Origin of the sequence: Thalassomonas sp. M1454 (genome assembly GCF_007097525.1) — a bacterium.
In the GTDB taxonomy this organism is placed as follows: Bacteria; Pseudomonadota; Gammaproteobacteria; order Enterobacterales; family Alteromonadaceae; genus Thalassotalea_A.
The window spans coordinates 886,723-899,374 of record NZ_VKDD01000002.1 but is presented as its reverse complement, the minus strand read 5'-3'; the positions used below and the strand labels follow the sequence as shown (position 1 = coordinate 899,374).

Here is a 12,652-nt window from a genome sequence, read left to right as displayed (position 1 = left end):
CCCAATAAGATTAATAGTTAATGAATAACACAAGTGTAAAACAGTCAAATAACATAGCAGCAGATACTATTGTTGTACTGGATTTTGAAACCACAGGTTTATCACCTGAGCAAGGTGATCGTGCAATTGAAATTGGTGCCGTGCGTATTCGTAACGGCGAGGTTATCGATAGCTTTCAAGAATTAATGAACCCTGGGCGACGTATTAACTCATTTATTGAGCAATATACAGGTATTACTAACCCTATGCTGTCTAAAGCAAAACCTTGCGCTGATGTAATGTCACGTTTTGCTGACTACATTGGCGATGATAACTTATTAGCCCACAATGCATCATTTGATAAAAAGTTTTTAGATGCTGAATTTACGCGCATAAACCGTAGCTATAAAGGCAGCTTTGCCTGCTCTTTATTGGTATCAAGAAGAGTATATCAAGATGCACCAAATCACAGGCTCGGCACTCTTGTTGATTATAAAAATTTAAGCAGTGAAGGTAATTTCCATAGAGCTTTATTCGACTCGCAAATGACCGCCAAATTATGGCTAAAAATACTCGAAGATTTAGGCGAGCAATATCAGTTGTATGATATCCCATTTGCTTTTATTACCAAGCTGGCAAAGACTCCTAAAAATGCAGTGCCTAAGCTGTTATTGGAATATGCTAAAAATAGAGGCTAAGTGTTTAAACAATAAGTTGAGCTAATTCATCAATGGAATGCACAATTGCTTTTGGTTGATGAATTGCAAACGAGTCCATATTGCCCGCACCATGAGTAATTCCGATACTGGCGATATTAGCATTTTTGGCCATGTGTAAATCATAATGACTGTCGCCAATCATCAATGCATCACTGGCATCAATATTTAGCTCAGTTAAAATTTGCTGCAGCATATCTGGGTGTGGCTTAGATTGCGCATCATCAGAGCTACGCGTACTGTGAAATAAATGCCGTGTATTGGAAACATCTAAAACGTGATCTAAGCCTTGTCTGCCTTTACCTGTAGCTACCGCAAGTAACTTGTCTTGAGTATTTAAGGTGTTAAGCAAACTTAACGAATTATTATAGAGCGGCGAAGGCGTATTATTGAGGCTAAGGTATTCAAGTTTGTAATGTTTGATCATCAAATCAACTTTATCTTGAGTTACTCCTGGCCATAGCATTTGCGCCGCAGCTGTTAAACTCGCACCGATAATACTTTTAGCCTGTGCATCTGTGGGCATAGACAAGTCTGACTTTATTGCGGCAGCTTGTAATGAGTGCACAATTTTATCAATTGAGTTCATTAAAGTGCCATCCCAGTCAAAGATATAAAGTTTGTAATGATTCATTGTTGGGGAGCTTAATTGATAAAGAAGCTAAAGTAGCAAAATCAAGGGGGTCAGATCAACTTGATTTTAGCTAGCGTGATATTTCAAGTTGATCTGACCCCCTTGATATTTAATAAGCAGGTTTCGTTGCTTTTAAAGGCGAACGGCGCAAAAAAAAGAGTTTTTTACGCTCTAGTATTTACACTTCCCCTGAGTAAACATAGACTGGCAATATAGCCATTATTTCTATCGTTTTGTCGGTAGCTAATTTATGGATAAATAATAATATAAGGACGATTAATTTAATTATGTCTGGTTTAAAACGGATCGTATTAATTGATACTCATTTACCTGGTTTAGTCGAGCTTAAGGTTGATGGACACACTAATATCTGTGGTACAAATGCTTCAGGTAAAACTACTTTACAACGCCTTATCCCAGTTTTTTATGGCGAATCTCCTAATAAAGTAGTTCCAGCTACTCGTGATAACTTCCAAACTTGGTATTTACCAAGAGAGTCGAGTTTCATTATTTATGAATATCAACGCCTTGATGGCAAAGTGTGTATGGCTGTGCTTACTTCATCAACTACAGGTGTTGTATACCGTTTTATTGATAAAGGCTTTGAAGTCACTGATTTTATCGGTAACGACATTGCTGGCTCGCGCAGTATTGCTATTACCGAGATCGTCCGTAATCTTAAGCGTGACAGCATTGTTACCACTAAAGCGTTAAATACCAAGGAGTTCCGCGCGGTTATCCAAAACGATAGGCCAGTTATTGCGCTTAATTCTAATAAACGTGATTTACTTAATGCAGCTCGCAACTTTAGTTTATGTGAATCGGACGCTCGTTTACGTCATATTGAAAAGTTAATCAAAGCCGTGCATTCCAAAGAAGGCAAGATGGAAACCATCAAGGCGATGATAGCGGCCATCTTAGAAGAAGATGGCGTAGAAACACCGAGTAATAAAATATCAAAGAATCATGTTGATGAGTGGATCAAAGAGTGTCAGTTAATTAAAGAATTTGATTCATTAATGCCAACATATAAAAAGCTGAAAAATGTTGATGCTAAACTGGATCAAACTGAAATCCGTTTAAGCCAATTAAAACAGCAGATATCTAATGATTTATCCTTTTTAAGTGAAGCTATTATAAAAGCTGAAAATGACCATAGCGTATATAAACAGCAATTTAGTGATTTAACCACTAACTTTGAGCAACAAAGGGACGCATTAAATCGTGATGTTTCAGCTGCAAAAGGTGATGTGCAAAATGCTGAGCAAAATTTAGATAAAATTGAACAAGATTTTAATGATTGGCAAGACAAAGACATTGAAACCCACCAAGCCAATATCGACAATATTCCATCTTGGCAGTCACAACTGCAATCGCTTAATGAGCAACATACTTTACTCACCGCAGAGCACCAAGATGTTGAAGCGGCCTATCATAAACGTTTAGCTGATATTGAAAAGAAACAAAGTAAAGAGCTAGCGCAACTTAACGAGCAAAAGGATATTGTTTCAACCGAGCTACGCAGTAAACAAGTTGAAGAAGCAAGCATAGCGCAAAATATTAAAGCAGAGCAAAATGAGCGTTGGTTAGAAAGCTCTGCTGATTTTGATAGACAAATTAATACCAGTAAGTTGAACTTACAAAAACTGCAAACAGAAATTGATTTAAGCGGGCCAACAAGCCAAGAACAGCAAGCGATGAACTTGCAAGAAGCTGCTGTCGATGAAGCACAGGCGAGTGAAGATCATGCACGTAGTGAACTTAATTCGTTACAAGATGAGCTACAACAAGCCAAATATCAACAAATGGCTAGTCATGAAAAGCTCACCAAAGCTCGTAATGTAGTAAACACAGCTAAGCAAAGATTAGCGCAAGTAGAAGCTTGGTTGTACCCAGGTGATAACACCTTACTGGAGTTTTTACGCAAAGATTACCCCGGCTGGGAAAACCAACTTGGTAAAGTAATTAATCCAGAGCTTTTATCTCGCACAGATTTAGCACCAGCACTAAGCGACTCATTTAATCTTGATGATGCCAGTAAAACCACTCTTTATGGCGTATTAGTCGATACTGATGTTATTAGCGAGAGTGAGCAAGTTCAAACCCAAACCCAGTTACAACAGCAGTTTAATGTTGCCGAGCAAGAGCTTGTTGCGGCTAAAAATGTACAAGTTGAGCGTGAAACTGAGCTTGAGAAAATTAACAAACAAGTTCAAGAGTTTGAGCAAAAGCTCACCGCCCTTAGTTCGCAGTGTCAATTTAAAGAGCAAACGCGTAAACGTGTTCAAGACGAACGTGCGCAGCTTAAGGCCGAGCACAAACAAGCCTTGATTGAGCGAAAAAAACAGCGCGAGCAAGAGCTAATACAATTACAAAAGTCGTTAGATAAATTAGTACTTAATAAACAACAAGCGAGCGATGACCATAAAGAACAATGCCATGAAGAAAAAATGGAGCATGAGCTGCATTGGCAACAATTAATTGGTGATATTGAACAAAAGCTTGAGCAAATAAAAGCGCAATTACAACAAGCCAAGCAAGACCATAAAGACGACCTTAAGACCTGTAAAAAATGGTACAAAGACGAGTTAGCAAGCAGGGAAGTCGATGTTGAGCAAATCGCTAATTTAAAACAAAGTATTGGTAAATTAAAAGATGACATTGATGTAACTAACAAGCATCGAGATAGCGTAGCTGATTATAAGCGTTGGTATGATTTAGTCTTTACTAAACAAAAAGCTACTCATCAAACTACTTTGTCAAAAGCGAAAGAGCTTAAAGCCAAGGCTGAACGTACGTTAGATGAAAAATCTAGTATTTATCATCAACAGAAAAAGCAATTACAGCAACAACTTGCCAAGTTAGAAAAAGCATTAACTGAGCAGCGAGAATTAGCTAATGGTATAAATGGTTTAAAACCTCAGTTTGCTTTACTCACTTTACCTAAAACTGAACTTGTTAATGAAAATTCAACCGCTAATGCTAGGCTTGTTGAAACTAAAGAGTTGTTTGAACAGCAACGCAGGGCCAGTAAAGATATAGATGATTACGTTGCCTATTTTGACAACGCCATTGGGCAAAAATCAGGTATTAGTTTAACTGAGACTTGGGAACATTCTCGTAGGGAGTGTTTAACCGAAAACCCGCAAGGCCTACAAGTACTTAATTCTCGTAAAATGGTGGTCGAGCTTGAACGTTTACTTACGGTTTTAGTGCCGCAACACTTAGAAGGTGTACGCAATAACGGTTTAAACTTTGGTAACGATTTAACTCAGTATTACAACGTACTTGCTGATATTGATAAACGCATTGTCTCGCAATCTAAGCGCATTTCGAAAGAAGTTGACCAAGAGCTTTTTCTTGATGGTGTGTCTGATTCAAAAGTGAAAATTAGATCAAAAATTAGCGAGTTTGATTTTTGGCCTAAATTAATACGCTTTAATAAACTGCATCAAGCCTGGTTAAATGACCAACAAGCAGCACTACCTGACGAAGAATATATGCAAACCATTCGTGAAGTACTGGATGTGCTCGGTAGAGCAACCGTATCAGGCGGTATAAGTCAGTTACTTGATATTGAATTGCATTTAAAAGAAGGCCACTCAGAGCTTATTATTCGTACTGACCGTCAGCTAAATGAATCATCTAGTCATGGTATGGCGTATTTAATCTTGTGTAAGTTCTTATTAGCATTTACGCGTTTACTTCGAGGCCACTCAAAAGCCGTTGTGCATTGGCCAATAGATGAAATAGGTACGCTTGCCAATAAAAACGTAAAGAAAATTTTTGATGCCTGTAAAGCGAATCAAATTACTGTACTTGGCGCATTTCCAAATCCAGAGTCAGATGTTTTACATTTCTTTGAAAATCGTTACTTAATTGACAAAGATGCGCCAGAGCAAAAACTGCGCATGGTGCAACCTAAAATTAATCCAATAAGTGAACGTATAAAACAGTTAAAGCAAACTGAGGAAGCATTATGAACAGTTTAAAAGGGCAGGTATTAGAAACCTTATTAAGTGGTGGCTTTATTTGTAAAACCACGGATGAGCTGTCTTATCAGTTTTTGCAAAATACTGAAAACTTTGCCGACGTTGAGCAACAACTTAATTTAATGAATCGTACTATAACGTCAACGAGCGATGATCAAGTCTACTTTTGTGCTTATCAAGTTATTGGTGATAGTGAAAGGCGTAGCGTTGCACAGCAATTTAGAGATGTGAGTAGCTCGTTATTACCACTGGTTGAATGGCTGGTGCTAGTACAAGAAGCAAAAGGTGATAACTCGCCATTAAGTGAAGGTAAAGTTGTACGCTTAAATGAGCTGCAATCGGTTATTGAAGATACACCTGCTTTTAGCGAGCAACTAAGTAAAATAGCACGCTACAGTTTGTTTAACTCAAGTAGTAGTGCGGTTGATGCCCAGCTTAAATTAGTGTTTAAACGCTTAGTTGATTTAGGTTACTTATTAAGACCGAATCCTGATAATCAAATTTATTTAGCTACTGGTAAGGTCGATTATTTATTTGAAGTGATCCGCTTTATCGATGACAGCGAAAACTTACAACTAGCTGAGCAAGCTGAAGAGGCAATAAAGCAAGGAGACTTACTGTGAGTCAGCCCTTGCACATTGCCGGCGTAAAGTTTTTAAAAGCCTTAGCTAAGCATTCTGATATTATTATGCAAGCCTATTTGTCTGGCCGGGTAAATGAACTTGAACATGATGCTAAGGTATTAGATAAGTTGATTGGCTTAGGTGTGCTGTGGCGGCCTGAGCCAAGTGAAGATTTACGTTTAAGAAGCTCTATTCGCAGCTTACTCGAGAATAACCTAAGAGATGAACGCAACCGCCAACTTGATGCTAATATCGGCTCTAAACTCGCTGCAATAAAAACCATAACCTCACACTACAAAGAAGCTTTGCATCATCAAAACTATGTTGAATCTGAAGTGTATATGGAAGATTTAACCGAGCAAGTATACGGTTTAGTCGATAGTTTAAAATCTAATGTTCGTAACCTTTGGCGCCGAATTCATAATGAGTTTGGTTATGTTGGCTCTATCAACGCTAAAATTCGTGAAAATGAATTAGCGCAAAGTCAACTAACTGATATGCGTAAACAATTAGCAATGTTTCAGTTTGACGAACTTGCTGATATCGCTGGCAGCTCACGAGAATTAAGACGATTGTTAGTGGTGCATTTGCAGCGCTGTCATAGCGAAATTAGCCAAGAGCTAAGTATTGCTCAATCTAAGCTTATCGATTTACTTGGTAAATTTAGAGAGTATTTACACCGTTCACAATTACTCAAGGGCTATGTCTTACATTGTCAGCAAAAGCCTGATTACCATATCAAAAACTATGCCGAACTAAATACAGTTCCGCCACTATTTAATCAAGCAGAGGCTATTTTAAAGCCGGCCAGTATTGATGTTAACAACATTGAGCACGAACGTTTATTTGGCGAGATAGTAAGTCATCTTAAGCAAGTTAGGCATAGTAAAACGAATAAAAACGAGCGTGGTTCGCAATCGTTTAATCTTAATGATATTGAAGAAATCAATATTGAGAGTGATGAGCTTAAGCAAGCCGTTGAACAATACTTTTGCCAAGTTATTGATACCGGTAATCGCTTATCTGCACTTGAGTTCTACCAACAACAAAATTTAGAACTTGATCAAGAAGAATGGATATACGGTGTAATTAATGGGTTTTATGGTTTAAGCATTGAAGAGCAAGACTTCTTTCAAATAGGTCCTTTAGGTCATCCCCATCCATTATTTGATGGTAATTATATTATTGAAGATGTTGAACTAGGATTGCGTTAATGGCTTTAACCAAAGGTGTGGTAAATGAATTACAAAAGTTTTTTAACTCTGCCACTAAACAGGTTAAGCTCAACTCGAAACTTGGTAAGTTTTTATCTGATTATCAGGACCTTGGTAAGATTAATCAAACATCAAAATTGCTTAGTTTCGATGTCAGCCAAAAAAAGAACTTAAGAGCTGAGCTTGAACAAACGTATGGGCAAACATTACTCACAGTTAATTTTAATGAGTTAACTTATTTACAAAGTGCTAATGTTTCTAAGCAAGAAAAACTTGCTGGCGTTAAACCAAATGATAACTACGTATTAGTTAAAGTCTTATCTGAAAACGCTCTATCTATTAACGGCCACAAGCAAATACCTAGCAATCTTGCTATGCGCGTATCAATTGATGATATTGGTGTATCAGCAATTAAGCACTTAGTCGTTATAGAAAATTTAACCGCATTTGATCATATTGATAAAGCCATATTGCCACCTCAGCTAATGTCGGCGGTATTTATTTATAGAGGTCATGAGAAATATAATGCTAAAGGTTGTCTTAATTTATTAAACAAACTCCCCCAAGCATGCCAAATAATTGCATTTACAGACTTTGATCCTAAGGGCTTAGAAATAGCTTTGACTATAGCAAAGGTGAGCGCTTGTCTGTTGCCAGAATTAAGCCGCGAGTTAATTGCTACTAGCCATGAACCTGACTATGAAAAACAATACTCGAGTATGGTGTATTTAAATAAAGTTAATAACAAACACTTGCGTGAATACATTAAAAGTATTGAAAGCAAGAGGTTATCAATTAAACAAGAACATATCCTAGTTACTCATTCGCCTCTTTCTCTAGTAAAAATCGAACCAAACAAATAAAAAAACCAAGCATTAGCTTGGTTTTATTAACCTTTATCTAAAATTTTAGCTTTAGAAACGGCCATTGATAATTGGAAATACAGGGAAGTCTTTACTCACAAAAGTACCAGATGCATCGTAGTTAATTAAACCAATTTGAACACCTTTATTAATACGCTGCGTGGCATTAACAAAACCAAATTGAACACCGTTTAACGTACCTGCATAGTTAGCAAAACCAAGTTGTAAACCTGTGAAGTTGTTTTCAGTGTAGTTAACCGCACCAATCACGCCACCAACACCGGTATTGTCATGCCAGTTTGCCCAGCTTAATGAAGCACCGGTAAAATGGTTTTTAACACGTTGAGCACCAAGGAAGTCTAAACCTAAACCAGTGAAATTATTACTTTCAGCTAAACCTAAAATACTAATATCAACACCCTTTACTGAGTTCGTTTGACCGTATAAAAGAGAGAAACGTACACCTTCAACATCACCTGGAGGGAAGTTGTTGTTTGGTACAGATAGTTGAATAAATTCAGCCGCCATTACCGGAGTACTTAAAGCGCCAAGAAGTGCAATTGTTGATACTAGCTTTTTCATCATTAAATCCAAATTATTGTTGTTAAATTAATTGCTTAGGATTTTAGAGAGTAATTATTAAGGCTACAATAGAGGGTAAAACTTTAAAACAATTTAATATAAAAACGTTCATACTTTGTAATAAAAATGTAATTTAAACAAGTAGTTGTGGTTAATGTTTGACCAGATGTGAAGTTTTAAATTTGCTTAGTGCAGTGTTAAAGCCTGTTAGGTATAATCCATGTCAATTATTCCCATAAAATTACTAAAAATTCTATATGAAAAAGATACTCGTGATTGGTTATGTTTGGCCTGAACCAAACTCATCAGCGGCAGGCAGCCATATGATGTCAATTTTACGCTTATTCGTAAAGCAGGGCTGGCAGGTTGAATTTAGTACGCCTTCACAACCAACTGATCACATGATTGACTTAGCAAGTGAAGGGATCAGCAGTAAAAATATTCAATTAAACTGCGATAGCTTTGATGATTATATCTGTGAGTATCAACCGGATTTAGTATTATTCGATCGATTTATGATGGAAGAGCAATTTGGTTGGCGAGTTGGAAAAAACTGTCCTGATGCATTAAAGGTTCTTGATACTGAAGACTTACAATGTTTACGAAATGCACGTCATCAAGCCCATAAAGCTGATAGAGAGTTAACCCAAGCTGATTTATATAGTGATATGGCAAAACGTGAAATAGCAGCAATATTACGTTGTGATATCTCCTTGATAATCTCTAGTTTTGAAATGGAGTTGTTAACGCAAACCTTCAAAGTAGACGCTAGTCTGCTACATTATTTACCTTTTATGGTGAATATTGAAAACTATCCTAAGGCTGAAAAAAGCTTTGCACAGCGACAAAACTTTATGACGATAGGCAATTTTAGGCACGCTCCTAACTGGGATGCTGTACTGTATTTGCAAAAAATATGGCCGTTAATAAGAGCTAAATTACCTGAAGCGCAATTGCATATTTATGGCTCTTATCCACCACCTAAAGCAACCGCATTAAATAATCCTAAAACTGGCTTTCACATTAAAGGTTGGGCAGAAGACGCTTACTCGGTTATGGAGCAAGCACGAGTTTGCCTTGCGCCAATTCGTTTTGGTGCTGGCATTAAAGGCAAATTATTAGATGCAATGATCATGAAAACACCTAGCGTGACGACATCTGTTGGCAGTGAAGGTATGATTAATCAAGAAGAGTGGCCAGGTGCTATTAAAGATGATATCACTGATTTTGTTGATGCTGCTATAAGCTTATATAGTGATGAAAATCAATGGCTGCAAGCACAACAGCGTTGTGAACAAATAATATCAAACAGATATAACGCCAACCTATTAGGCCCTGAACTTATTAATAAAATTAACTGTGTAACCAATGACATAATACGGCATAGGTTAAATAACTTTACCGGAGCAATGCTGAAACACCACAGCATGGCAAGCACTAAGTATATGTCACAATGGATTGCAGCAAAGAACTCTAAATAAAGTAACTAATTTATCTTGTTTTGCTAGGGGGGGAGCTTATACCTTGAAGCTTAGATTGATTTGTTATCTTTTATTTGTGAATTTTTATTAAAAAAACTTGAAGCAAATGTTAACGCATGTTGAAATGGTTCGGTCTTAAATCAATGCCAAGCTCATTAATTTAGCCGTCTTATGGCTAAAATGGAAAGTAACATAGTTATTTGTAAGATTGACATAAGCTAATATAAATTAGCGATTTAGGATGATTGCTCGAGCGCTGGCCATAATAAAAATTAATACCAGCTCTTATTCTAATAATAAACTCAGCAGAGTAAATAACCGAATATCTATCATGACTAAACTACTATCGTTAATATTTTTATTATTACCCAATCTTGCATTTGCAGCTGAAGGCGAGCTCAATGGTGCAAACACTTCATGGATCTTAACATCTACCGCATTAGTGTTACTTATGACATTACCAGGCTTAGCTCTGTTTTATGGCGGCTTAGTTCGCTCTAAAAATGTTTTGTCCATTTTAATGCAATGTTTTGCCATTGCGGGTATTTCTTCTATTTTATGGCTTGTTGTTGGCTACTCATTAGCTTTTGGCGAAGGTAATGCGTTTATCGGCGACTTTTCTAAAGTCATGATGCATGGCATTGGTAAAGATGCTCTTTCTGGCGATATACCAGAGAGCTTATTTATGCTGTTCCAAATGACGTTTGCGATTATAACGCCAGCACTTATTATTGGTGGTTTTGCTGAACGAATGAAGTTTTCTGCTGTTTTACTTTTCAGCGGTTTATGGTTACTTGCTGTTTACGCACCTGTCACTCACTGGGTATGGGGCGGCGGCTGGTTAGGTCAAATGGGCGTATTTGATTTTGCTGGTGGTATCGTTGTTCATATTACTGCAGGTGTTGCAGCCTTAGTTGCTGCAATGGTGTTAGGGCCACGTAGAGGTTTCCCTAAAACATCTATGATGCCACACAACTTAACTATGACAGTTACCGGCGCCGGTATGTTATGGGTAGGTTGGTTTGGCTTTAATGGCGGTAGTGCATTAGCTGCTACTGGCGATGCATCAATGGCAATGTTGGTTACTCATATTTCTGCCTCTTGCGGTGCGTTAACTTGGGCCGCAATTGAGTGGAAGAAGTTTGGTAAAGCATCAGTATTAGGCGCAGTAACAGGTATGGTTGCCGGTCTTGGTACGATTACTCCTGCTTCTGGTTTTGTTGGCCCAGGTGGCGCATTAATTATTGGTGTTAGTGCTGGTTTTGTTTGTTTCTATGCAACCGTTTATATTAAACAAACACTTAAAATAGATGACTCTCTTGATGTATTTCCTGTGCATGGTGTAGGTGGTATCTTAGGTACTTTGTTAGCAGGTGTACTGTCAGCAACAAGTTTAGGTGTATTTAGTGGCTTTGGCTTTGCTGAGGGGATCTCGACAATGGGCGAGCAAGTATATGTGCAGTTAGTTGGTATTGTATCAACTATTGTTTACACCGCGATTGTTAGTTACGTGTTACTGAAACTTGTTGGGCTTATAACGGGTGGCTTACGCGTATCAGAAGAGCAAGAGATTTCAGGTTTAGATTTAGTTGAACATGAAGAGTCTGGCTATAATCTATAGTCGTTAATCTAAAATTTACTTAAATTTTAAAGCTAGGCTATTTTAAAATAGCCTAGCTTTTTTAGTTTCTAGAGCCTAGGTTTTATCGAAAGCTATTTAGCGTATTTAATTGTGCTCAATGTATTCAGATGCTTTCATTTTATGGTAGCTGACATTTGAATAAGGTAGTTCTATTGGATCAGGGTCGACAACTTCAATAGCAATGCCATTATTTATCGCTGTACGTAATGCCATTTGAGTAATATTTACACTAAACGAAGTACCCATAAATACTATTTTATCAGCACGTTGCATTCTTTGTTGTGCCTCATTGATCCGATATGACTCGGTATAAAACTCATCGAATAATAAAACATAAGGTTTGAAGGATTCATTGAGAGTAGGGCGTAAATTGCTACTATCAATATTAAAAATATTTAATAATGAAGCGGTCAAGTTGTCTTCATCGACATCATCCCAAGGTGTTTGCATAATATCTACATCATCGCCTTGATGATGAAATAAAGTCATTTGATCTAATCTGCCATGAATAGCTATATAGTTTTTATTACCTGCTTTGCCATCAAGCCCGTCAATGTTTTGCGTTATTAAATTTTTATCACTAAGCCAGTGGTGCACTGCGTTTGGTCCATGATTTCTATAAGTGGCAAAACGGTGATAATACCAACTCAAAAATTGCTCAGGATTATTTTCATACATAGCCCTAGTAGCCATCTCCATTGGCGTATAATTTTTACTGCCTATAGTCCAAAAACCATCCTCACCACGAAAGGTTGGAATACCGCTTTCACTTGATACCCCTGCACCAGTTATATATAAAGTATTATTCATTTTATTAACTTATTTTGATCTAGTTACAAGATTGAAATGTTAGATGATGATTTTACTATAACCTTGCAAAAAAGCGGTGTAAAATAGCGCGCAATTATTTACCTAGTTTTAAGAAA

Annotated in this window: 10 protein-coding genes; 7 read left to right on the top strand and 3 right to left on the bottom strand. The window is 37.3% G+C overall.

The features are described 5' to 3' along the window. The first annotated feature begins 20 nt into the window (after window positions 1-20). Window positions 21-677 carry a PolC-type DNA polymerase III gene (locus tag FNN08_RS06005; protein WP_143583809.1) on the top strand — a complete coding sequence of 219 codons (657 nt, stop codon included), beginning with the start codon at window positions 21-23 and terminating at the stop codon, window positions 675-677. Window positions 678-681: 4 nt separating this feature from the next. On the opposite strand, the gene FNN08_RS06000 is transcribed toward FNN08_RS06005, so the two are convergent. After that, complete coding sequence (locus FNN08_RS06000) at window positions 682-1,329, bottom strand: HAD-IA family hydrolase (protein ID WP_143583808.1); 648 nt, start codon at window positions 1,327-1,329, stop codon at window positions 682-684. Between the two features lie 287 nt (window positions 1,330-1,616). Here FNN08_RS06000 and FNN08_RS05995 point away from each other — a divergent pair, with 287 nt between their 5' ends. The 4 genes from FNN08_RS05995 to FNN08_RS05980 are packed head-to-tail and all read left to right on the top strand — an operon-like array spanning window position 1,617 to window position 8,021. Then, complete coding sequence (locus FNN08_RS05995; protein WP_143583807.1) at window positions 1,617-5,312, top strand: ATP-binding protein; 3,696 nt, start codon at window positions 1,617-1,619, stop codon at window positions 5,310-5,312. Beyond that, window positions 5,309-5,944 (top strand): hypothetical protein, encoded by a 636-nt coding sequence (locus FNN08_RS05990; protein ID WP_143583806.1) that lies wholly within the window; start codon window positions 5,309-5,311, stop codon window positions 5,942-5,944. The genes FNN08_RS05995 and FNN08_RS05990 overlap by 4 nt, the downstream gene beginning before the upstream one ends. Further along, a complete protein-coding gene (locus tag FNN08_RS05985) occupies window positions 5,941-7,158 on the top strand; it encodes a phosphoenolpyruvate carboxylase (protein ID WP_143583805.1) in 1,218 nt (405 codons plus the stop codon). The genes FNN08_RS05990 and FNN08_RS05985 overlap by 4 nt, the downstream gene beginning before the upstream one ends. Beyond that, the gene (locus FNN08_RS05980) at window positions 7,158-8,021 is read left to right on the top strand and encodes a hypothetical protein (protein WP_143583804.1); all 864 of its coding nucleotides are present in this window, start codon (window positions 7,158-7,160) and stop codon (window positions 8,019-8,021) included. Before FNN08_RS05985 ends, FNN08_RS05980 begins: the two co-directional genes overlap by 1 nt. A 51-nt stretch (window positions 8,022-8,072) precedes the next feature. Here the strand turns inward: FNN08_RS05980 and FNN08_RS05975 are convergent, their stop codons facing one another. Continuing rightward, the gene (locus FNN08_RS05975; protein WP_143583803.1) at window positions 8,073-8,603 is read right to left on the bottom strand and encodes an LA_2272 family surface repeat-containing protein; all 531 of its coding nucleotides are present in this window, start codon (window positions 8,601-8,603) and stop codon (window positions 8,073-8,075) included. A gap of 257 nt (window positions 8,604-8,860) precedes the next feature. Here FNN08_RS05975 and FNN08_RS05970 point away from each other — a divergent pair, with 257 nt between their 5' ends. Both FNN08_RS05970 and FNN08_RS05965 read left to right on the top strand, forming a co-directional pair. Then, entirely contained in the window at window positions 8,861-10,084 is a 1,224-nt protein-coding gene (locus FNN08_RS05970; protein ID WP_143583802.1) for a glycosyltransferase, read from the top strand. Window positions 10,085-10,415: 331 nt separating this feature from the next. Then, a complete protein-coding gene (locus tag FNN08_RS05965) occupies window positions 10,416-11,705 on the top strand; it encodes an ammonium transporter (RefSeq protein ID WP_143583801.1) in 1,290 nt (429 codons plus the stop codon). Between the two features lie 105 nt (window positions 11,706-11,810). Here the strand turns inward: FNN08_RS05965 and FNN08_RS05960 are convergent, their stop codons facing one another. Further along, a complete protein-coding gene (locus FNN08_RS05960) occupies window positions 11,811-12,536 on the bottom strand; it encodes an SIR2 family NAD-dependent protein deacylase (protein WP_143583800.1) in 726 nt (241 codons plus the stop codon). Window positions 12,537-12,652: the final 116 nt, after the last annotated feature.